The 22,781-nt window shown below is 47.0% G+C and carries 25 protein-coding genes and 1 tRNA gene; 23 read left to right on the top strand and 3 right to left on the bottom strand.

All coding sequences use genetic code 11. The features are described 5' to 3' along the window. Positions 1-130 precede the first annotated feature (130 nt). The 11 genes from folE to BM299_RS09245 all read left to right on the top strand — a co-directional run bounded on the left by folE (position 131) and on the right by BM299_RS09245 (position 10,021). Positions 131-691: a GTP cyclohydrolase I FolE gene (gene folE / locus BM299_RS09295; RefSeq protein ID WP_092483406.1), complete on the top strand. Its 561-nt coding sequence runs from the start codon at positions 131-133 to the stop codon at positions 689-691. Between the two features lie 15 nt (positions 692-706). Beyond that, a complete protein-coding gene (locus BM299_RS09290) occupies positions 707-892 on the top strand; it encodes a YpmA family protein (protein ID WP_092483309.1) in 186 nt (61 codons plus the stop codon). Between the two features lie 21 nt (positions 893-913). Further along, positions 914-1,702: a 5'/3'-nucleotidase SurE gene (surE, locus tag BM299_RS09285; protein ID WP_092483307.1), complete on the top strand. Its 789-nt coding sequence runs from the start codon at positions 914-916 to the stop codon at positions 1,700-1,702. Between the two features lie 231 nt (positions 1,703-1,933). Continuing rightward, positions 1,934-3,955, top strand: a complete 2,022-nt coding sequence (fusA, locus tag BM299_RS09280; RefSeq protein WP_092483305.1) for an elongation factor G — start codon at positions 1,934-1,936, stop codon at positions 3,953-3,955. A gap of 220 nt (positions 3,956-4,175) precedes the next feature. Next, positions 4,176-5,039 carry a 3-methyl-2-oxobutanoate hydroxymethyltransferase gene (gene panB, locus BM299_RS09275; RefSeq protein ID WP_092483303.1) on the top strand — a complete coding sequence of 288 codons (864 nt, stop codon included), beginning with the start codon at positions 4,176-4,178 and terminating at the stop codon, positions 5,037-5,039. Continuing rightward, complete coding sequence (locus tag BM299_RS09270; RefSeq protein WP_092483301.1) at positions 5,040-5,978, top strand: ketopantoate reductase family protein; 939 nt, start codon at positions 5,040-5,042, stop codon at positions 5,976-5,978. Between the two features lie 30 nt (positions 5,979-6,008). Beyond that, entirely contained in the window at positions 6,009-7,040 is a 1,032-nt protein-coding gene (locus tag BM299_RS09265; protein WP_092483299.1) for a TRAP transporter substrate-binding protein, read from the top strand. A 102-nt stretch (positions 7,041-7,142) separates the two neighbouring features. Then, positions 7,143-7,625: a TRAP transporter small permease gene (locus BM299_RS09260; RefSeq protein WP_092483297.1), complete on the top strand. Its 483-nt coding sequence runs from the start codon at positions 7,143-7,145 to the stop codon at positions 7,623-7,625. After that, positions 7,622-8,911: a TRAP transporter large permease gene (locus tag BM299_RS09255; protein WP_092483295.1), complete on the top strand. Its 1,290-nt coding sequence runs from the start codon at positions 7,622-7,624 to the stop codon at positions 8,909-8,911. The genes BM299_RS09260 and BM299_RS09255 overlap by 4 nt, the downstream gene beginning before the upstream one ends. Positions 8,912-9,347: 436 nt before the next feature. Beyond that, positions 9,348-9,572 (top strand): hypothetical protein, encoded by a 225-nt coding sequence (locus BM299_RS09250; protein ID WP_092483293.1) that lies wholly within the window; start codon positions 9,348-9,350, stop codon positions 9,570-9,572. Positions 9,573-9,757: 185 nt separating this feature from the next. Further along, the gene (locus BM299_RS09245; RefSeq protein WP_092483291.1) at positions 9,758-10,021 is read left to right on the top strand and encodes a hypothetical protein; all 264 of its coding nucleotides are present in this window, start codon (positions 9,758-9,760) and stop codon (positions 10,019-10,021) included. 260 nt (positions 10,022-10,281) lie between these two features. Here the strand turns inward: BM299_RS09245 and BM299_RS09240 are convergent, their stop codons facing one another. Together BM299_RS09240 and BM299_RS09235 are read right to left on the bottom strand one after the other, a co-directional pair. Then, complete coding sequence (locus BM299_RS09240; RefSeq protein WP_165608246.1) at positions 10,282-10,599, bottom strand: cupin domain-containing protein; 318 nt, start codon at positions 10,597-10,599, stop codon at positions 10,282-10,284. Positions 10,600-10,683: 84 nt separating this feature from the next. Then, entirely contained in the window at positions 10,684-11,253 is a 570-nt protein-coding gene (locus BM299_RS09235) for an HPP family protein (RefSeq protein ID WP_092483404.1), read from the bottom strand. Between the two features lie 377 nt (positions 11,254-11,630). Here BM299_RS09235 and BM299_RS09230 point away from each other — a divergent pair, with 377 nt between their 5' ends. Continuing rightward, positions 11,631-11,954, top strand: coding sequence for a nitrous oxide-stimulated promoter family protein (locus tag BM299_RS09230; protein WP_342741329.1), 324 nt, complete (start codon positions 11,631-11,633; stop codon positions 11,952-11,954). 58 nt (positions 11,955-12,012) lie between these two features. On the opposite strand, the gene BM299_RS09225 is transcribed toward BM299_RS09230, so the two are convergent. Then, positions 12,013-12,088: transfer RNA gene (locus BM299_RS09225), tRNA-Trp, on the bottom strand. Positions 12,089-12,227: 139 nt separating this feature from the next. Between BM299_RS09225 and BM299_RS09220 the strand changes: the two genes are divergently transcribed. The 11 genes from BM299_RS09220 to BM299_RS09175 all read left to right on the top strand — a co-directional run bounded on the left by BM299_RS09220 (position 12,228) and on the right by BM299_RS09175 (position 22,691). Further along, entirely contained in the window at positions 12,228-13,163 is a 936-nt protein-coding gene (locus tag BM299_RS09220; protein ID WP_092483288.1) for a D-alanine--D-alanine ligase, read from the top strand. A 218-nt stretch (positions 13,164-13,381) separates the two neighbouring features. Next, on the top strand, positions 13,382-14,407 hold the full coding sequence (locus BM299_RS09215) for a hypothetical protein (RefSeq protein ID WP_092483286.1): 1,026 nt from the start codon (positions 13,382-13,384) through the stop codon (positions 14,405-14,407). Positions 14,408-14,502: 95 nt separating this feature from the next. After that, positions 14,503-14,694 (top strand): hypothetical protein, encoded by a 192-nt coding sequence (locus BM299_RS09210; protein ID WP_092483284.1) that lies wholly within the window; start codon positions 14,503-14,505, stop codon positions 14,692-14,694. Positions 14,695-14,748: 54 nt separating this feature from the next. Next, entirely contained in the window at positions 14,749-17,505 is a 2,757-nt protein-coding gene (locus BM299_RS09205; protein ID WP_245779711.1) for a UPF0182 family membrane protein, read from the top strand. A 44-nt stretch (positions 17,506-17,549) separates the two neighbouring features. Continuing rightward, a complete protein-coding gene (locus BM299_RS19285) occupies positions 17,550-17,702 on the top strand; it encodes a hypothetical protein (RefSeq protein ID WP_165608245.1) in 153 nt (50 codons plus the stop codon). Positions 17,703-17,827: 125 nt separating this feature from the next. Next, complete coding sequence (locus tag BM299_RS09200) at positions 17,828-18,586, top strand: alpha/beta fold hydrolase (RefSeq protein ID WP_092483280.1); 759 nt, start codon at positions 17,828-17,830, stop codon at positions 18,584-18,586. 25 nt (positions 18,587-18,611) lie between these two features. After that, on the top strand, positions 18,612-19,709 hold the full coding sequence (locus tag BM299_RS09195) for a 6-phosphofructokinase (RefSeq protein WP_092483278.1): 1,098 nt from the start codon (positions 18,612-18,614) through the stop codon (positions 19,707-19,709). Between the two features lie 38 nt (positions 19,710-19,747). Further along, the gene (locus BM299_RS09190) at positions 19,748-20,020 is read left to right on the top strand and encodes a late competence development ComFB family protein (RefSeq protein ID WP_092483276.1); all 273 of its coding nucleotides are present in this window, start codon (positions 19,748-19,750) and stop codon (positions 20,018-20,020) included. An 18-nt stretch (positions 20,021-20,038) separates the two neighbouring features. After that, entirely contained in the window at positions 20,039-20,914 is an 876-nt protein-coding gene (locus tag BM299_RS09185; RefSeq protein ID WP_092483274.1) for a radical SAM protein, read from the top strand. Positions 20,915-21,011: 97 nt separating this feature from the next. Next, complete coding sequence (locus BM299_RS09180; RefSeq protein ID WP_092483272.1) at positions 21,012-21,485, top strand: hypothetical protein; 474 nt, start codon at positions 21,012-21,014, stop codon at positions 21,483-21,485. A 30-nt stretch (positions 21,486-21,515) separates the two neighbouring features. Next, positions 21,516-22,691 (top strand): glycosyltransferase family 4 protein, encoded by a 1,176-nt coding sequence (locus BM299_RS09175; RefSeq protein ID WP_342741328.1) that lies wholly within the window; start codon positions 21,516-21,518, stop codon positions 22,689-22,691. Positions 22,692-22,781 lie beyond the last annotated feature (90 nt).

Here is a 22,781-nt window from a genome sequence, read left to right as displayed (position 1 = left end):
CCAATATATGGGTCAGGGTCTTTTTTTATATATAATTGCAGGACGTACAATGAAAAATGGCGAAATACTTAAATATCGGTCAAAGAGTTATAATAACCGGCAGGAGGGTCTTAGGAAGGAGAAAATAACCATGATAGATCAGAATAAAATAGAAACTGCCGTGCGCATGATTCTGGAAGCCATAGGCGAAGACCCGGAAAGAGAAGGCTTGAAGGAAACCCCGGCCCGGGTGGCCCGCATGTACAACGAAATTTTCTGTGGCCTTTGGGACGACCCGGACAGGCATTTACAAAAGATGTTTGCGGAAGAACATGAAGAAATGGTTTTGGTCAAGGATATACCTATTTATTCTATGTGTGAGCACCATTTGCTGCCCTTTTACGGCAAAGCGCACGTAGCTTACATCCCGCGGCGGGGAAACGTAACGGGGCTTTCCAAGCTGGCGCGGGTAGTCGAAGGTTTTTCCAAGAGGCCCCAGTTACAGGAAAGGTTGACTACACAAATAGCTGATACCATCATGAAAAGATTAAACCCCCATGGAGTACTGGTGGTAATCGAAGCGGAACATATGTGCATGACTTTGCGCGGAGTGCGCAAGCCCGGTTCCAAAACCGTCACTTCAGCGGTGCGCGGGCAATTCCAACGCAATGAGGCCACCAGGGCGGAAGCATTTTCACTTATAAGAAGATAACAGGAGGAGATTTATTTGGAACGCCCGGAACCCGAACAGGGTAAACTGGAATTAATCGCCCATAAGAATTTTACCATGTATGAAGATATGTATAAAGTAGTAGATTTTTTAAATAAAAATTTAAAAGACAAAAAAATTATGTTCGGACTTTCCAAAAACAACGATGAAAACACTCTAACCATTTCCATTTATGAGTTTTAATCTCTTATTGGGGGATAGAGGATGCGTATACTGCTGAGCAATGACGACGGTATTCACGCCCCGGGACTGGCAGCATTGAGATGGGCGTTGGCGCCGCTCGGGGAAGTGCATGTTGTGGCGCCGGACCGAGAACGGAGCGGCACAGGTCATGGCATCACCGTTCATAAGCCGCTGCGCCCCAAACAGGTAAAATTTACGGATGGGACTTTCGGCTGGGCAGTGGACGGCACCCCGGCGGACTGTGTAAAACTGGCCATTGAGGCTTTACTACCCCAGGCGCCTGATATCGTAGTATCCGGAATAAATCACGGCCCCAATTTGGGTACTGACGTACTTTATTCCGGTACCGTATCTGCGGCCATCGAAGGCATAATCAACGGCTTTCCCGCGGTAGCCATATCGCTGGCCTCTTATGAAAGCGGCGATTTTAAATATGCAGCCGCTTTTGCCGGTTTGATTATTCCCGGTTTGATGAAAGGGAATAATACCCGGGAATGCAACCTGGTGAATATCAATGTTCCGCCCGGTAAACCGAGGGGTATCAAGGTAACCAGGCTGGGTAACCGGCGTTATGTAAACATTTTTCACAAGCGGGTTGATCCGCGGGGAAGAACCTATTACTGGATGGCCGGCGAACCAGAGGATTCCGTGCCGGAAAACCCTGCAGTGGAAGCGGATGTTGATGTGGAAGCCATAAAAAACAAGTATGTATCAGTTACCCCGCTGCACTTTGATTTGACGGACTTTCAGGCAATCCACTACCTGCAAGATATGATTGACGGCCAAGAATTTAATATTTTTGAATTATAAAACACTTGGTTTTAAAATTTTTTTGCTAAATAAACCGTGAAACAAGGAATTTATCATTATTTTGTAGAAGTAAAATTCTAGCCGACTCGGAACCCGTTTCTATAATGTCTAAATGCGCCCTTCGGGCTATTTTTATGTCTAAATCCCATTTTTGGCCAATTTTGGCTTATAATTAGTATAGAAAAAGGGTCGAGGGGAAACCATTATTTACAAAAAAGGAGGCAAGTAATTTTGAAGAATTATGACACTGAACAACTCCGCAACATCGCATTTGTGGGGCATGGTGGTGCGGGCAAAACATCCCTGGTGGAAGCCATGCTTTTCAACACCGGGGTTATAAACCGACTGGGCCGTGTAGAGGACGGAACCACCGTAGCGGATTATCACCCGGAAGAAATCCAGCGTCAATCGACAGTGCATACAAGTCTGGTTCCTGTTGAAATAAACAACATAAAGTTAAATATTTTGGATACGCCCGGCTTTTCTGATTTTATCGGCGAAGTCAGGGGAGCCCTGCGGGTTGCCGATACCGCCTTGTTTGTCCTTTCCGCAGTGGACGGAGTACAGGTACAGCATGAAATTATCTGGAAGTTCACCCAAAAAATCAACCTGCCCAAAGTCGCATTTATCAATAAAATGGACCGGGAGAACGCCAGCTTCAGCAAGCTGCTTGACGAATTGAACGGCAAATTTAAAGCCAACTTTGTACCCATCAACTTTCCCATAGGTGAAGGTCTTGACTTCAAAGGCATTGTGGATGTACTAAATCAAAAAGCCTATGAGTTCGGTGGCGACGGCAAGCCCCGGGAAGTTGATATCCCGGGCGACCTGCAGGACCAATTGGAAGAATACCGCGAAAAGCTGGTAGAGGCCGCTGCCGAGGGCGATGACGACCTGACCATGAAGTACCTTGAGGGCGAGGAATTAACCCCCGGGGAAATCCTTACAGGGTTACAGAAGAGTATCGCTATTGCCAAGGCAGTGCCGGTTCTGTGCGGTTCCGCCACCAAAAACATGGCTATAACCAACTTGTCCGAATTCCTGGCCGGGTACTTGCCCGCACCGCAGTGCGAAGACGGCCCCATGGCCGCTCTGGTATTTAAAACCCTGGCGGACCCCTATGTCGGTCGCATGAACTTTATTCGCGTATTCCGCGGCACTTTCAAAGCCGACGCTCAGGTTTATAACGCCACCAAGGAAAAGAACGAAAAGATCGGCCAGGTGTTATTTGTTCGCGGCAAGCACACCGAGCAAACTTCCCAGGCAAGTTGCGGCGATATGGCAGTTGTCGTCAAACTCACCGATACCGGCTCCGGTGATACGCTGTGCGACAAAGACAAGAAAGAACAGTTGGAAGGCATTGACTTCCCGGTTCCCAACTATACCGTGGCCATTGTGCCCAAGAGTAAAAACGACGAGGACAAACTGGGCGACGCGGTGAACAAACTGCTGGATGAAGATCCTTCACTCAAGGTGGAGAAAAACACTGAAACCAAGCAGACTTTGCTGACCGGCATGGGCGAAGCCCACGTAAATATCACCATCAATAACTTGAAGCGCCGTTACGGTGTAGACGTGGAAGTGGAAGAACCGAAAGTGCCTTACCGGGAAACCATTCGCGCCAAAGTTGAAGTGGAAGGCAAGCATAAGAAACAATCCGGCGGTCGCGGCCAGTACGGTCACGTCTGGATCCGTTTCGAACCGCTGCCCGAGGGCGACTTCGAATTCAATGAAGAAGTATTCGGCGGCGCCGTGCCGAGAAACTACTTCCCGGCAGTGGAAAAAGGCTTGCGCGAAGCCATGGCGGAGGGCGCCCTGGCCGGTTTTCCCACCGTGGGTCTTAAAGCCACATTATATGACGGTTCCTATCACAGCGTAGACTCCTCTGAAATGGCATTTAAAATTGCCGCTTCCCTGGCCTTTAAAAAGGCGGTTCCCCAGGCCAAACCCGCACTGCTGGAGCCCGTCATGTACGTGGAAGTTAGCGTGCCGGATGAGTTCATGGGTGACATTATCGGTGACTTCAATACCAAGCGCGGTCGCGTGCTGGGCACCGATCAAACCGATGACGGCACTGTTATCAAGGCCCATGTGCCCCTGGCGGAAATGTTCAAATACGCCAATGACCTGAAATCAATGACCCAGGGTCGCGGCCAGTTCAAAATGGAGTTTTACAGTTACGAAGAGGTTCCCGCCAACCTGGCCGACAAAATTATTGAAAAGGCCAAAGCGGAAGCCGAAACCGAAAAATAAAAAGATACCGTATTCTGGAAGGGACCGGGGTTGTACCCGGTCCCTTTAATACTTCGCCTATTTTTCTAAAAAATCAATTATTTCAAGCAGGAATTTCGACAACTATAAAAAGAATTAAATAATTTACACATATTATTACCTGAACATTAAAAATTAGGCCGATGCCTTAGCAAGTTTGTCTGAAGTAAACTTAAATAAATATAGTGGGGAGGAGTACGTTATGGACAAAAAAAAGGTTAATATATTAAGGCTGCGGGAGATGAAGCAGCAAGGCCGGAAAATCACCATGGTTACGGCCTACGATTACGCGATGATGACCCAGGTGGATAAGGCCGACATTGATCTGGTACTGGTGGGCGATTCTGCGGCCATGACCATGCTGGGTTACGAAGGTACCGTACCTGTCGACATGGACACCATGCTTATTTTCAACCAGGCTGTTTCCAGAGGAGGCAAGCATACCTTCCTGGTGGGCGACATGCCCTTTATGTCCTATGAAGTTAGCATTGAAAAGGCCGTGGAAAATGCCGGTCGGATAATGAAAGAAGGATTTATGGACGCTGTCAAGCTGGAAGGCGGGGAACGAATGGCGAATACGGTGGCGGCCATAGTAAGAGCCGGCATTCCGGTGATGGGCCATATTGGCTTGACGCCGCAAAGCGCCGCCCAGTTGGGCGGGTTTAGCGTGCAGGGTAAGAATATCGATGGTGCCAAACAAATAGTAAAGGATGCTATCGCCTTGGAAAACGCCGGGGTGTTTGCCATTGTACTGGAAGCCATTCCCTCCGCCGTGGCCAAAATCATTACGGCCAAAGTGCAGGTACCGACCATCGGCATCGGGGCCGGACCTTATTGTGACGGGCAAGTTCTGGTGATTCATGACCTGCTTGGTTTGTTCGACAGGTTCACACCCAAATTTGTCAAACGATATGCCGCACTGGGCGAAGAAATGCAAAAGGCTTTAAACACTTTTGCCGGGGAAGTGCGCAGGGGCGAGTTTCCCGCCCGTGAGCACACTTTTACCATGTTGGAGGAAAACGAGGAAAGGCTGATCGCTGAATTAACAGAGGAGGGTATTTTGTAAGTGAAAATTGCTGTAATCGGAGCGGGCGCCATGGGTTCCCTGTTCGGCGCTTACCTGGCCGGGGGAGGTCACCAGGTCGCCCTGGTGGATGTTTGGCGGGAACATGTGGAAATGATCAACAAACAAGGTTTAAGAATAGAAGAAAAAAGCGGGGAAAAGATCGTTTCTTTGACCGCGGAGAAAGATACGCGCAACCTCGGGGCACAAGATCTGGTTATTATTTTCGTCAAATCCTATAATACCGCTGATGCTGTAAATACTGCCCGTAACCTGTTTACAGAAAGTACCGTCATACTCACCCTGCAAAACGGGCTGGGTAACGCCGAGATTATTGCCGACACCGTGCGAAATGCCACCGTGCTTGCCGGAACCACCGCCCACGGCGCCACCGTCCTGGGCCCCGGATACATTCGCCATGCCGGAGTAGGTGAGACCATTATCGGCATTTATAAAGGCGCCGGTGACCGCCGCGTCCATGACATCGCCGACACTTTTACCAATTGCGGTATCAAGACCAGGGTAGTCGATGATATTGCCAGCCAGCTATGGGGCAAATTGTTGATTAATATTGGCATCAATCCCCTGACAGCCCTTTTAAACGTTACCAACGGACGGCTGGTAGAATACGATGCCACCTGCGCTTTGATGCAAATGCTGGTCTCCGAGGGGGAAGCGGTGGCCCGGGCCGGGGGTATAAACATACCTTATGCCGATGTCCTGGAGAAAGTAAAGCAAGTGGCCGTAGCCACAGGTACAAACCGTTCTTCCATGCTGCAGGACCTCGATAAGGGAGGTAGAACTGAAATTGACTTTATTAACGGAGCAGTTGTACGGGAAGGCGCCAAACTGGGCATCTCAACCCCGTATAACGAGATGGTGACCCAATTAATTAAAGCGGTGGAAGCTATCAGAGAGTTTAATGTTAATAATAAACAATAACTAAAATATTTTTACGGAGGTGTGCTGACAATGTCATTACGCAAAGCGGCCTGGCTGGTTGCCATATTACTGGTGCTGTCCCTGGTTGTCCTGGGTTGTGCCGCAGAAGACAAAAATAAGGACCAGGCAGGCGGGGAGGCCGAGGGTAAAATTATTTTAAAAGCCGGACACGCTGTGGCGGAATCCCACCCGTATCACCTGGGATTGGAAAAGTTTAAACAGATAGTAGAAGAAAAAACCGGTGGACAAGTACAAATCGACATCTATGCCAACGGTACCATCGGCTCGGAACGCGACATGATTGAAGGGCTGCAACTGGGCACCATCGACCTGGTGCTGACATCCACGGGACCGGTCATTAACTTCGTACCGGAAATGGGCGTCGTTGACTTACCATTTTTATTTAGCAGCCGTGAACACGCTTACCAAGTGCTGGACGGAGAAATTGGCCAGGATTTGCTGGAACAATTCGGTGATATAGGCATCGTTGGACTGGCCTTCTGGGAAAACGGTTTTCGTAACCTGACCAACTCCGAGCGACCCATTAACAGCGTGGAAGATATCCAGGGGCTTAAAATCCGCACTATGGAAAACGAAGTGCACCAGGCGGCATTCAAAGAATTGGGCGCCGACCCCACCCCGATGGCCTGGGGCGAAGTTTATACCGCCCTGCAACAAAAAACCATAGACGGGCAGGAAAACCCTATACCTATTATTTATAACATGAAAATATATGAAGTCCAGAAATACCTAGCGCTAACCGGTCACTTCTATTCACCGGCCCTGCTTTTAATCGGACAAAAAAGCCTAGATAAACTTAGTCCCGAGCAGCAAAATATTATCAAAAAAGCAGCGGTAGAAGCTGCCACATACGAGCGGGAGCAAATTAAAGTGCAGGAAGATGAGCAGCTTGCCAAGCTGGAAGAAAAGGGCATGGTTATTACCAGGCCGGATAAAAACGCTTTACGGGAAGCCACCATGGCTGTTTACGAAAAATATGAAGGCCGTTTTGGCAAGGACACAATTCAAAAAATCCTGAATGCCGACCCCAACAAGAAATAAGGCAAAGGGGTAACAACAAGGGGGTTTGTTCCTATTAGGGACTTACCCTCTTTGATTTGATGCAAACTATTTAGGGGAACTTAACAGGAGGCTGACAAAAAAATGTATGCCCTTTCCCACCTGGCTAATTGTTTGGAAAAAGCCTGTAAAACTATCATTTTTACCCTCTTTATTGTTATGGTAATAACCACCTTTGCCCAGGTTATCTTCCGCTTTGTATTTTTTTCACTGAGCTGGTCGGAAGAGCTATCCCGTTACTGCCTGGTATGGCTAACCTTTGTTGGCGGCGCGCTGGGTGTGCGCAAAAAAATCCATGTGGCTGTGGAGGCCGTAACCTTACTCTTTCCTAGGAGCCTAAAAATAGCTGTATCTCGTTTTAACTACGTGTTGCTGGCCGTTTTGGCCATATTATTAATCAAATATGGTATTACTGTATCCGTTTTAAATATGCAGCAGCTTTCACCGGCCATGCACATACCCATAGGCCTGTCGTACGCCGCATTACCCGTAGGCGGCCTATTAATTTTAATTTTTTCCCTGGAATTAATCTTCCACCCCGAAAGAAAAGGGGGGGAAACCCGATGACTGTAGCCTTAATTCTATTACTTGTGTTGCTATTACTGCTGCTGGTCGGCTTTCCCATAGCTTTTTCCCTAGCAATGGCTGCAGTGGCGGCACTGCTTTCCAAGGGGACCATACCGCTTACGGTAGTTCCCCAACGTTTATTCACAGCCACAGATTCATTTATATTGCTAGCCGTGCCCTTTTTTGTGCTGGCCGGTGAACTGATGCAACATGGCGGCATATCCCGGCGGCTGGTTAACTTCGCCAGTGACCTGCTGGGCTGGATAAGCGGGGGCCTGGCCCTGGTTAGCATTGCTTCAGCAGCTTTTTTCGCCGCCATTTCCGGTTCCTCGGCTGCCACTACCGCAGCCATCGGTGGCGTAATGTACCCGGAAATGCGCCAAAGGGGGTATAAACCGGACTTCACCGCTGTTGTCCAGGCGGTGGGCGGCACGCTGGGTGTGGTCATCCCCCCCAGTATTCCATTGATTATCTATGGCGTGATCACCGGCGCCTCAATTGGCGACTTGTTCCTGGCCGGAATCATCCCCGGCCTCCTGGGCGCCGCGGTATACATGGCCGTAGCCTGGAAAATGGCCGGGAAACTCGGTTATAAAACCATGCAGCGCAGCAGCCTGAAAAAAACCTGGCACTCTTTCCGGGAAGCCAGCTGGGGGCTCTTAATGCCCGTCATTATTTTAGGTGGCATCTACGGAGGGGTATTTACCCCCACAGAAGCCGCAGTGGTAGCCGTTGTGTACGCCCTTTTGGTAGGGTTCTTTATATACAAAGAGCTCAACTGGAAAAATTTTTACAGTATGTTGGTCAAGTCCGGGCTCACCAGCGCCATGATTATGCTGCTAATTGCCACCGCCTCCTTGTTCACCTGGATAATGACTATCGAAAACATTCCTCAGGCGATTACGGGAGCAATCCTATCCATGACCGAAAGTAAATTAGTTTTTCTACTGCTGGTGAATATGGTTTTCTTAATAGCAGGGATGTTTCTGGACACTGTGGCTATCATATTACTGCTTATCCCGATTTTTTTTCCCATCGCTTTGCAGCTAGGGGTGGACCCCGTACACTTCGGAGTAATTGCGGTGTTTAACCTGGCCGTAGGGCAAATGACGCCACCCTTTGGCGTTTGCTTGTTCGTGTCCTCGGGTGTATCAGGCGTCAGCCTGGAAAAGCTGTTCAAAGCGGTACTACCTTATTTGCTGGCCGCTTTTATCTTAATTCTTTTGTTAACCTACGTGCCCTCATTAAGCCTGGGCATACTAGAATTATTTGCCAAAAGCATATGAAAATAGGGTAAACCCCCATGCCGCTAACGCGCCGCCAGCAGATAATGAAAAAGTATGCTAGTGGGCCGGTGGCTCCCCGCAAGTGATGTACGAAAGCACCGGTAACAGCAGCCGGCGAAGCCCTGGGCAAAACCGAACGAGCGGGCGTGATGCCCGCGAGAGCCCGAACTGAGCTAGAACGGCGAATTGAGGGCGATCCGGTTTTGACCGGGACGAGCCGTTGGTGCTGTCGGCGCGAAAGTTTTGAACGCAGCGGGGAGCACACCGGCCCTTAACCACAATTGTTCAGGATATTAAAAAGGGGTTGATTATTATGGAAGAACTGGTTTCCAGGTGGGTGACCGCCATGCAGGCCATTTGCGACCCCGCCTTCGGTCTCACGGCCCAACCACCTCCACGGCGGGCATAGCCATCCTGTTGGGTGGTTAACGGGCCGGTGGCCGGGCTATTGGGCATGAATTCCGGGCAAAACCTTTTCGGGCCGGGCAACCGGGCCAACGCCACCATCGGGCGGGCCGTACGCCTGGCCATGATGAACCTGGGCGGTTATGAATTTGACCGGGCCACCCAGGGAAATACACCTACTGCATTGCTGAAGATGAAACCACCCAGTGGGAACCCCTGCATGTGCTGCGGGGCTTCTCTCGGGAACAGAGCATAATTACGGTCTTTGCCGCCGAGGCACCCAACCAACCAGGTGCAGAACCACTCAGTTCTAAAGGGCGAAGAGATTTTATTCACCATAGCCGACCGCATGACCGCCCTGGGCACCTTTAACATGAAGGGCACCTGCCAGTGCGCTATAGTTATCTGTAAAGAACATTATAAAAACCTGGCTGCCCAGGGATGGGACAAAAAAGTGTACGCCAATTCCTATACGAAAACGCCCGGCGAGCAGCCAGCGATTTACAAAAATGCGGCCTGAGCCTGCGCAATGATAAAGTTGACCAGGAAGGTTTAGTTAAAGCCGTTTCTGCTCCGGAAGACATCCTGCTTATAGTGGCCGGGGGAGAAGCGGGGCGGTTTTCGGCATTTTTTCCGGGCTGGACCGGCACCAACAGCTCCCGCGCCATCACCCGGGAAATAAAGCTTTGCCCCGGCGGCGCCTGAAGCGTGTAATAATCGTTCGGGTAACGACAAGAAGGCGCGCTAAATCAGTTCCCTCTTAGCTCTGACCATAAATCGGGGACATTCCTTGAAGAGATGTGTCCCCATTACCAGCATTTTTTACATATTAGAATTTTCTTGGATTTCCCACCTGGAAAAGTATAATGCGTTGCGTCACCCAAACTAATAAAGCCGCGCATAACCTTGATTGCCAATGACAACCAGGTTAGCGCGGCTTTTTTTGATACTGCGGATGATAAGCTTTAAACAGTGGGTAGTTTCCAGACCAACACATGAAATTCTTGACCTCCTGCAGCTTTTAGCCCATGCGGAATTCCCTTGGGACTATAAACAAGCTCATCTTTTTTCACCTTGGATTCTTCATCCCCAATCGTAATTGTCCCCTCACCGTTTACCACGTAAAAGACTACATTTTGGGGGGTGGTATGCATTTCTAATACTTCACCGGGTTTAAAAAGTAAATTCATTAAAACCAGTCCGTCTTTATCCAGCAGTTTCCTGGCGGTTATACCCTTTGGGCTTTTGAAAGTCGGCAACTCACTCATTTTAATTATTTCCATACAGCAAAACCCCTTCATTATAGATTTCCATCCAGTAAGATAGTATGTAATGTAGCTTTGTTATTTAATACATTCTATGTTTTATTAGTACCAGTAATCCGGATATTTACGTTCACTGGACAGGTTATTTACCAGCAGGGCGATGATAATTAAACAAAGGGCGCCAACCCCGACGGGGGATATGATAAATCCAAAGTTTTGCCCGGTATACACGGCCACGAAAGCGGTAGCGCCTCCGGGCGGGTGCAGTGTATATGTTACCGTCATGGCTACAATGGCCAGCGTTACCCCCAGAGCAATGGTCCACCAAGCGTCGCCAAACATCTGATAGACCAGCACACCCATAAATGCTGATATTAGGTGACCGCCGATAACATTTTTGGGTTGGGCCATGGGGACGTGGCAGGCAGCGTATAGTAGTACGGCTGAAGCCCCAAAAGAAGGCAGCAGAAGCGGTAGTTTATAAATATCCGATAATATGGCCACCAACCCTATCCCAGCAAAACTGCCCAGCCCTGTACATAGCAAACCGGACAAGGACATTTTGGGCAGGCTTGCACACTTGCCGCCTTTCATTTTACACAGATAGCTTAATAATTTTTCCCCAATATAGGGTTGAGCAACCCGGCCAACCTGCTTAATGGTATCCCGCATAAATTTTACCACCCCCGAAAGTACTATATTAAACTGATAATAATCAAATTGGGGGGCAATTGCAGTCATACACCGCACAAAATCGGTGTGATAAATATCACACCGGATGGCTGGCATAATTGCCTGGCAAAAATACCAAAACCAGCTTTATTAACCGGAATGTGGTCACTTTACCAGAGTAACCGGTTATAATTGTAACTTGCAAATCATCTTTTTCATGCTCAGCCAGATTAAGCAAGTAAAAATGTAACGCAAAAACAAGTTTAAAAAAATGACGGAATTAGATAAACTGGTGTGATTAATATCACAAATGACTAATTGCTTGATCACAGACTTTTTAAGAAATTTTTACTAAGATTATTGGAAATGAGTCGGGGGTGTTTTTTGTGCAGTTAAAAAACTCCATTGAGATAGAGAAGGATACAGTTAAAAAAATGATCCACCTTTATTGCAAAAGTAAGCACGGTTTTAAAAAACAACTGTGCCAGGATTGCCAGGCTTTATTAGAATACGCAACAGAGAGATTGGAGGCATGCAAATTTGGTAATGCAAAACCCACATGCGAAAAATGCACAATACATTGCTACCGGCCAGATATGCGGGACAAGGTAAAAAAAGTAATGCGTTTTTCCGGACTACGTATGATTTTTGTACATCCCCTGAAGGCGGCCAGGCATATGCTTAAAAATATACGCAGCTAAAATAAACTTATTTTTGCAGATAAAAAAAAACCCTTTATAAACAAGGGTTTTTTTTATCTGGCAGGGGAGACAGGACTCGAACCCGCAGCCCACGGTTTTGGAGACCGTTGCTCTACCAATTGAGCTACTCCCCTATAAGCATATATTTTTCGCGACAAGTGTAATTATAAAATAATAAATAATTTTAGTCAAGGGGAATATGTGGTACACAAAGGATTTTTAGGACACCAACAGAATATATATTGAATAATCTATAATCTCGGAGGTGGCTTAATGGGCCCCAAAATAGGTGTATTACTGGGCGGTCGCTCAGCCGAAAGGGAAGTATCCTTGCGCACTGGCGAAGCAATTTACCAGACCTTGCTTAAAAAAGGCTATGACGCAGTGAAAATTGATGTGGACAAAAATATAGTGGAAAACCTAAAAAACAACGGTATCGAACTGGCCTTTATAGCTTTGCACGGTAAATATGGCGAGGACGGCACCATCCAGGGTTTACTGGAAATGCTGGATATACCCTATACCGGCTCCGGTGTTTTAGCCAGCGCTATCGCCATGAATAAAATCACGACCAAGAAAATATTGCTGCAAGCCGGACTGCCTACCCCTGAATTTGTTACTGTTACGTACCGGGAATACAAGGGCGGGTCGTTAAACAGTATTACGGAAAGAATTATGGCCCTGGGGTTGCCGGTGATGGTCAAGGCGGCTACCCAGGGGTCCACTATCGGGATATCATTTGTCCACAACCAGGAAGATATCCAACCGGCACTGAAAGACTCCTTTAAGTATGATACTGAAGTGATGGCGGAAAAAATGATCAAGGGAGTAGAAGTTACCGCTTCCGTGCTGGGTAACGAAGATCCTGAGGCGCTGCCCCTGATTGAAATCGTCTCGGCCACCGGGGTTTATGATTATAAAGCCAAATATACCGTGGGCTTGAGCGAGCATATCATTCCGCCCCGCATTCCGGAAGATATGCAGGATAAAGTTAAATCACTGGCGAAAAAAGCCTACCTGGCCATCGGTTGCAGGGGATTGGCCCGGGTGGATTTTATAATTGACCATGCTGGTAATCCTTATATTCTGGAGGCCAATACCATGCCCGGCATGACGGAAACCAGTCTGTTCCCCGACGCAGCCCGGGCAGCGGGTATTTCCTTTGAAGGGCTGGTAGAAAAATTAATAGAACTCGCATTAGAAAAATAATCTTTACACTGTGTACAGCACCGGCAGGGGATTGAATCAACTCCTTGCAGGGGAGGTGATACCCCGCCAACTGCTTGGTGGAGTGTCACCTCCCGCAGGTTGGTTATTTTTCAGGTGTTAAGGACTGTTATCGTCCAGGTTAGATAGTCAACTAAATCATGAACAGCCTGAAACTCATATTCCAATGGACAGGCTATTTAATAAAGGAGGGTTTACTAATGCCGGTTAAATTTATTAAAACCGTCAATAAATCTACCTTTCTGGATCCGGCCAACAATTTCGCGCCAAAAACGGTAAACACCGAAGTGCGTTACGACCCGTTAACGGGACAAATATCACGCATTTTTCCGTTTCGCAAGCTGATTTTGCACCGGCATGACTGGACACCTTTCGTCGAAGAGTCAAAACAAAAATTTTGCCCCTTTTGTCCCGCGGTGGTGGAGAAGGTCACCCCCAAATTCCCGGCGGATATTGCCCCCGAAGGACGCATCAGAGTCGGAGACGCCCTGGCCATTCCCAATTTAAACCCCTACGAAAAACATGCCGCGGTAGTTATTATGTCCTCCCGCCATTATATTCCCATGGAGGAAGTGGATGTCCGGTTAATGGTGGACAGTTTCCGAGCCGGTTTGGAATACCTGCAGAGGTCCACCGGCGCTGACCCGGACGGGGCTCGCTACGCTTCCGTTAACTGGAATTACATGCCCTATGCCGGGGGATCGTTAATCCACCCGCACTTGCAGGTGCTGGCCGGCGCCCGGCCATGTACCTATGACAGGCATTTGATAAACGCATCGGTTGAATACTTCAAATCATACAACAGCAATTACTGGACTGACCTGATTGACGCGGAAATCAAGCATGGCGAAAGATACCTGGGAAAAACCGGCCGGGTGCACTGGTTAAGTACATTTGCGCCACGCCATGTCGGCGACATCACCGGCATTATACCGGGCAAACAAACTGTTGACGACCTTAACGATAGCGATTTGACCGACCTGGCAGGCGGCTTTAAAAAAATAATAGATTATTATAGCCGGTGCAACATTGTATCCTTTAATGCCGCCCTCTACTTTGCCCGCCGGGAGGATACCGGTTTTACGGTGCACGCCAGAATTGTGGGGAGGTTTACCATATTCCCGCTGGTAGGAAGTGATATTACGCACATGCAGATTTTGCATGACGATCCCTGGACTGTTATTCTGCCGGAAACAATCGCCGGTGAATTGAGAGCCTTATTTTAAGCAGCACCTGCCAAATACATGTTTTTCCCCCAAGCAGGAATCGCACCTCCCGTGAAGAATATATTTTTTATACCAAGTACGGAGGAGGACCCCTGATGGCCGAGAAAAAATGCATTATGTGCGGTAAAATGTTTGATCCCGAAGAGGTTGCCAATGCCAATAAAAACCCGTATCTTGATGACGACGATGAAGACATGCCCAAAAAAGAACCGTCATTTTGCCAGCTTTGTGAGGCAAGAATAAGAAATGAGGCGGATAAGTCCCAAAAAAGCCCGAAACCGATGTAATATCTGATCATTGCCTGCACCCGGTCCGGTTTCTTGCTGCAAGGAGGAATGTATTTGCATAAAGGGTTAAAATGGCTTACTTCAGTAGCCGCCATTATTATTATATTGTTTTTGCTTGTGGCCAGGTGGGGCGCTAATCTTTATGTAGAATGGCTCTGGTTCCAATCCCTGGGTTACAGCAATGTATTTAAAACCATCCTACTGTCTGAACTTGGTCTGAGATTCCTTGTTGGGGTATTAACTTTTATTTTTATCTTCGTTAACTTGATGTTGACCCGCAAGACAGTACTACAGCGCGTTAATACCCGGCAGTATTTTGAAAACGGCGACGTAATCACCATTCACAAGTCACAATTAAACAAGTATTTGACACCGCGTTTTTTAACCGTTACTTATCTGGCAATCAGCAGTACCCTGGCGTTTTTTGTAAGCACGGCGGTAACCGGCGATTGGGTTATCTTGCAAAAATTCCTGCATAGTACCGCTTTTGGGTATACTGATCCGATTTTCCATAATAACATAGGCAAATACGTCTTCAGTTTACCCTTTTACCAGTTTATCTACCAGCTAGTCAACTGGTTTATCATTTTGGCCGCCTTTACTGTAGCCCTGGTTTATTTCCTGACTGAAACGGGCCAAGAAGGCTTTGGTAAGTTATTTTCTTCCATCTCCGCCCGGTTACACCTTTCTTTCCTGGCGGCACTGTTTTTCCTGGCCCGTGCCTGGGGCTTCCGGCTGGAACAATACATGTTATTATACTCCGATCAGGGCGTAGTCTTCGGGCCCGGCTATACCGACATTCATGCGCGTCTTTTAGCCTATAAAGCGCTTTTTATTATTGCCATCCTGATCGCCCTTGTCATAATCATCAACTTGTTCCTGCGCAGATTCAAGTTAATTCTGTACAGTATAGGCGCTTTATTCCTGGCCTCGGTAATCCTGGGCGGCATATACCCTTCGATCATTCAGAACCTGGTGGTCAAACCAAATGAGTTAAACAAAGAACAGCCATACATTGCAAATTCCATAAAATATACCCGGTTAGCTTACAACCTGGATAACGTAGAAATCAAAAAATTCCCCGCCGGTAAAAAACTTACCGCGGCTGATATTGAAAACAACCGGGATACCATTAAAAACATCAGGCTTTGGGACTGGCGACCGCTTCAACAAACCTATGCGCAATTGCAGGAAATCAGGCCGTATTACGAACTGCAAAATATAGACATTGACCGGTATATGATAAATGACACCTACCGGCAGGTAATGCTGGCCGCCCGTGAACTGGACCAGGAACAATTGCCAAGAACCGCTCAGACCTGGATTAACCAGCGACTAAAGTACACCCATGGTTACGGTATCGCCATGAGCCCGGTTAACGAAATGACCACTGAAGGCTTGCCCGAATTTTTCATAAAAAACATCCCCCCGGTCGAGGTTATTGAAAAAGAAGTAACGCAGCCGGAAATCTATTTTGGGGAATTAACTGACAATTATATTATTGTTATTACAAAAGCCAAAGAATTTGATTACCCGGTGGGCGGCAACGAAAATGCTTATACAACATATCAGGGCCGCAACGGAGTGCAAATGGGCGGCCTGTTCCGCCGAGCGATTTTTGCCCTGGCCTTCGGCGATTATAAAATGCTGCTGGCCACCGATGTGAAAAACTCCAGTCAAATACTTTTTTATCGCAACATCCATGACCGGGTACCCAGACTGGCCCCATTTTTAAGGTATGACAGCGACCCGTACATCGTGCTTGGCGATACCGGCGCTTTATACTGGATGTGGGATGCCTATACGGTATCGGACATGTATCCTTATTCCCAGCCGTTTAGCGGCAGAAACAACTATATACGCAATTCTGTCAAGATCGTAGTCAATGCTTACACGGGTCAGGTAGATTTCTATATAGCGGATAACAAAGACCCGTTAATACAAACTTATGCTAAAATATTCCCCGGGGTTTTCAAGCCGTTGGCCGAGATGCCGGAGGACTTACAAAGGCATATCCGCTACCCTGCGGATTTGTTTTCCATTCAAGCTGAGAAATATACTGTTTACCACATGACAGACACTGAGGTATTATATTATCAAGAAGATAAGTGGAGCTTACCCACAGAAAAGTTTTTCAACGAAGAAGTGGACATGGAGCCATATTATACCATTATAAGATTGCCAGGTGAAGCAAAACCGGAATATGTATTAATTTTGCCGTTCACTCCCAAAAACAAAACCAATATGATCGGCTGGATGGCTGCCCGTTCGGATGAACCGAATTACGGTAAATTAATTGTGTACGAGTTTCCAAAACAGGAACTTATTTACGGTCCTATGCAAATTGAAGCCCGTATTGACCAGGATACTACCATATCACAACAACTGACGCTATGGAACCAGCGTGGATCATCGGTGATCAGGGGCAACCTGTTGGTTATACCGGTCAAGGACGCACTGCTTTACGTTGAACCGCTGTATCTGCAAGCTGAGCAGAGCAAAATGCCCGAACTGCGACGGGTTATTGTGGCACATGGTGACCAGGTGGTTATGGAACCCACCCTGGATATAGCTCTACACAAGATTTTCGGCGATGAAATTGACATGGATCGGACTATAAAAGAACGGCCTCCAGTACCAGGCGACAACCCGCCGGCGACACTTAAAGACTTGATCAACCAGGCCAACCAACTGTATAACGAGGCTCAGGCCAGGCTGAAAGACGGCGACTGGGCAGGATACGGGGAAGCAATTGCCAGGCTGAAAGATACCTTGAACACCATGTCCGAACAAGCGAAACAAGAACCGTAATATTATTTATTTTACATTTTGCACAGGAAAGGAGTTGAAACCAGATGTTCTTCCAAACCTGGTGGCAGGGAATATTATTTGGGCTGGTAACCACAATCGGTATGCTGGCGGTTTGCTATGCCTTCGCCATGTCGTGGAAAAAATACGAAGGGACAGATAAAAAAGCCAACCAGAAATCCTGTAACGCTCACCACTAAAATAATGATTTAGCTAGTGTCCCCAAGAATAATATCAGGCACTAGCGACCGGTTTCTCATTATCAATCACCAAGGAAACTACCGGTTACTGGTGCCGGTAGTTTTTTTTCAGTGGGGGGATTAACGTGCCAAGCGTGGTTATCGATAATAAAAAATATCATTACAGCGCCGGGGTACCGCAAATCGACTTTAATCAGGCTATCCTATTTGTGCACGGGGCAGGCGGTAGCCACAGACACTGGATTTACCAGGTCGCGGGACTGGGACAAAAGTATTTGACGCTGGCGGTCGATTTGCCAGGCCATGGCGAATCTGAAGGCAATGCCTGCAATGAAATAGACGACTACAGCAGTTTTATTTATGATTTTGTCGAGCGGGTATTGGGTACCCCGTTTTACCTGGCCGGCCATTCCATGGGCGGGGCCATTGCCATGCATTTCGCCACTCGTTTTCCCGAAATGTTAAAGGGACTGATACTAATCGGCACAGGTGCCCGGTTGCGTGTGGCACCCGCCATTCTGAACGCTTTTGCAGCCGGCCAAACATTTACAGAATTTGTGCATTTGGCTTACTGCAGCAATGCCGAAGCAGAACTGCTCAACCAGGCCAGACAAGAAATGGCTAATACCGACCCCGAAATATATTACAACGATTTTTTGGCCTGCGACAGATTTGATATTATGGACCGATTACAGGCAATTAAGGCCCCCGCATTGGTAGTTGGGGCGGCGGAAGACCGCTTGACCCCGCCCAAATACAGCACCTTTTTGGCGGACAATATCAGCAACGCTCGATTGCACATCATAGCCCGGGCCGGACATATGATGATGCTGGAAAATCCAACTGAAACCAATCAGCTTATTGAAGAATTTATAGAAGAGTAATTTATTTATAAAGGGGGATCATGTTTTGGGCAAATCGGTTGTTAAACGTATCGGGGTATTAACCGGAGGTGGCGATGCCCCGGGGCTGAACGCAGTAATCCGTGCAGTGGTAAAGACAGCCATTCGGGAATACGGTATGAACGTGGTTGGTTTTGAAAACGGTTTTGGCGGTTTAATCAAAAACCAGGCCAGGGAACTTACAGAATTTGATGTAATCGGCATTTTGCCGCGGGGCGGGACCATACTCGGTACCACCAACCGTGACAATCCCTTTCATTACCCGGTAATAAAAGGGGACAAAAAAATTTTTGCCGATGTTTCGGACCGGGTCTTTGAAAATATAAGTATCCATGGTATAGAGGCTTTAGTCGTTATTGGTGGGGACGGTAGTTTGGCTATTGGCAAGGAACTGAATGACCAGGGATTAAAAGTTGTGGGCGTACCCAAAACTATAGATAACGACCTTTCAGCAACCGACCAGACCTTCGGTTTTGATACCGCCCTGGCCACTGCCACAGAAGCCATTGACAAACTTCATACCACAGCCGAATCGCACCACAGGGTTATGGTACTGGAACTCATGGGGCGCTATGCCGGCTGGATTGCCCTGGCCGCAGGCCTTGCAGGTGGTGCAGATGTTATCCTTATACCGGAGATTCCCTATAATATCGATGTAGTGGTGGAAAAAATAAATGCCCGTAGTCAGGAAAGAAAAAAATTCAGTATCGTAGTGGTGGCAGAAGGCGCCAAACCACTGGGCGGAGAAATGGTGGTCAGCAAACACGTGGAGGATAGCTTTGATCCTGTTCGGTTGGGGGGGGTCGGCAATGTAGTGGCCCAGGCAATTGAATCGGCGACCGACAAGGAAACCAGGGTCACTGTGCTGGGCCACCTGCAGCGGGGTGGGTCCCCAACGGCTTACGACCGCATACTTGCCACCCGTTACGGCACGGGTGCCGTTAACCTGGCGGCCGAGGGAAAATTTGGACGTATGGTCTGCTTAAAAGGACAAAACATTGAATCAGTACCCCTGGAACAAGCGGTGGGAGAGTTGCATACGGTACCGGTAAATGGAGAACTTATAAAAGTGGCCAGGCAACTGGGTATTTGCCTTGGTGATTAAACAAAACAAGCCAATATTTATGAAGGATAGTGATTGCCATGATACTAAATTATCCTGAATTAGCTGTGCAAGAGCTTATTGATGAAGTGCTGAAAGAATATGCGCAAAATAACCCGCACACCTGTAATTGTGAACGCTGCAAAAATGATATTATGGCCCTGTCGTTAAACAATTTACCCCCTAAATATGTGGTAACTGACCACGGTAACATTTTGACCAAAACAATTTATGACCAGGTTGGCGGCAAAGCGCAGGTAGTCGCCGCGCTGACCGCAGCCATCCAGAAAGTGCAAAAAAACCCCAGGCATTAAAATACGGGAGGTGGCTTTATGCGTCTGGAACAACCGGTTTTCAGGCCACCAAGCGAGGCTTTCAGTTTAATATTACAGCTCACCATTGGCTGTAAACACAATGCCTGCAGTTTTTGCGGCATGTACAAGGGGAAAAAATTTCGCAGCAAGACTTGGGAGGAGATAAAAAAAGATATTGATGAATGCGCCGCCCAGATGGGTAGTGTACGCAGGGTGTTTTTGGCGGACGGTGACGCCCTGACGGCTGCAACCCCTTTAATTCTCAAGACCGCACACTACCTGTATAAAAAATTTACCAGCTTAAAGCGGGTAAGCATGTATGCCGGCCCCAAAGATATTTTGCAAAAGTCAACAGATGAATTACATGAAATCCGCGCCAATGGAATTGAATTGTTATACATGGGCGTGGAAAGCGGCAGCGATAAAATTTTACAGGCGGTAGGCAAGGGAGTTACCGCAGATGAAATGATTAAGGCGGGTCAAAAAGCGCTGCAGGCGGGCTTCAAACTTTCGGTCACTATCATCAATGGCCTTGGTGGCACAGCCATGTGGCGCGAACATGCCATAGAAACCGGCAAAGTTCTAAGTAAGATTGACCCCACTTACCTTGGCGCGCTAACATTAATGGTCGTTCCCAATACACCCCTGCACCATCAGGTACAGCAGGGGAAATTTCAAGTACCAAACTCCACGGAAATTTTACGGGAAATGAAATTACTATTGGAAAACATAAATATATCCAACTGTATATTCAGAACCAACCATGCTTCAAATTACCTGCCCCTCAGAGGCACTTTAAATAAAGACAGGGAAAGTTTAATAGCTATACTGGAAAAAGCTATCACCAGTCCTGCAGCCATTCCATTGCGCCCCGATCACATAAGAGGCTTGTAAAATAAAAATAAATATTTAATTTAAAGCAAGCTCTCCCATTTTATGGTAATATATAACTATACCAGGAATAAATATATGGCAAGGGAGAGGTTGCATTTTGTTTGTTAAGCCCTGTTTAACCGTATTGATAGGTGTCGTTATATATTTCAATTCATTAGCTGTAGTAAGTAGTGTCTGCGAACCCGACAAGACAAAAGAAAATCAGCTGGTTCGGCAAATTGTCAAGCAAGCTGTAGAATATAATGACTGGGTGAATGGGGAAAATTATGAGCAGGATTTAATTAAATACTATACCGGACAAGCGTTGGAGAATATTTTAAACGCCGTGAAGGATTTTCGAAAAACCAGCACAGATTGGTATAGCTTGACTTTTTTGCAAAATTGTCATATTGTTTATAACGATGGAAATTTAGCTATTGCAGTCGTATTGCTTAAAGAAGTTGACATAACTAATTATGACCTACAATTGTTACAGGCTATTTTTACTTTACATAAAACAACCGATGGTTGGCGCATTATCAATGTGGATTTTCCACAAACACCATATGACAATGGCTTTAATAATAATTAAAGCTTTTTACATGCCGGGAGGTGACTATGCTTGGGCCTGAAAATTGGTATTTTTACCGATAGCTACCGTCCTTATACCAGCGGGGTGGTTCGTTCCATTGAAACCTTTTCCGCTGAACTGCAGGCTCAGGGTCACGAAATATATGTTTTTGCTCCGGATTACCACAATTGTCCTAAGGAAGATAAAGTATATCGTTTTTCATCAATCCCAGCACCAACAAATCATGAATATACCTTGGCTGTACCATTTTCCATTCGGTTGCGTCCTACATTAAAAAAACTTAACCTGGATATCATTCACGTTCATTCACCATTTTTATTGGGGAGACTGGGTGCCCGATGTGCCAGAAAAATGAACATTCCGCTGGTTTTCACCTTTCATACCCTGTATGACCAATATGTTCATTATGTGCCCTTCGGACAGAATATTACAAAAGAGATTACTAAAAAATTTTGTGCAGATTTTTGCAATAATTGCGATTTGGTAATTGTACCAACCCAGGTCATCGGCAAGCATTTACACAATTGGGGAGTAAAAACTGAAATAGCCGCCATCCCGACAGGGATAAAAATTGATGACTTCAGAACCAGACAAAGGGATTGGTTGCACAAGCGGTTTGACATTGATGCTTCATGTAAAATACTGATCTCTGTTGGCAGGTTGGGAAAAGAAAAAAATTTCACCTTTGTTCTGCAAAGCTTTAAACAAGTGTCAGTATCTTTTCCGGAAACCAGGTTAGTGCTGGTGGGCAATGGTCCGGAAAAGGAAAACCTGGTCAGCTTGGCCGGGGAGCTCGGGATAAACGACAAAGTTATTTTTACCGGTACCCTGGCTAAGGAAGAAATAGCCAAGGCTTATAACAGCGCCGATATCTTTGTTTTTGCATCAGTCACCGAAACACAGGGCCTGGTAATCGGAGAAGCAAAAGCAGCAGGCTTACCCGTAGTGGCAGTTAAAGCCTTTGGCACTTCTGAAATGGTGGAAGATGGTATAGACGGATTCCTAACAGATTTAAATACAGAGCACTTTGTAGATAAGATTAGCCTGCTGCTGCGGAACGAAAATAAACTAAAATTATTGGGTAGGAATGCGGCCACCAACGCTGAAAAAATTTCTTCCCAAAATTGCGCCAACCGGCTGGTACGGTGCTACAAAGAAGTAATAGAAAAAAACAAGAAAAATTACAGTTATCAATTTAGGACTTGAATCAAAGTGGGGCAGGATATAAAATACAGGCAATTGAATATTTAATAATAATGGGAACGCGATACGGTGTTCCCATTTTAGCTGTTATTT

Source organism: Desulfoscipio geothermicus DSM 3669, from assembly GCF_900115975.1.
Lineage (GTDB): Bacteria > Bacillota > Desulfotomaculia > Desulfotomaculales > Desulfallaceae > Desulfoscipio > Desulfoscipio geothermicus.
The sequence above is the reverse complement of the archived record's forward strand: the minus strand, read 5'-3'. Positions and strand labels throughout refer to the sequence as shown.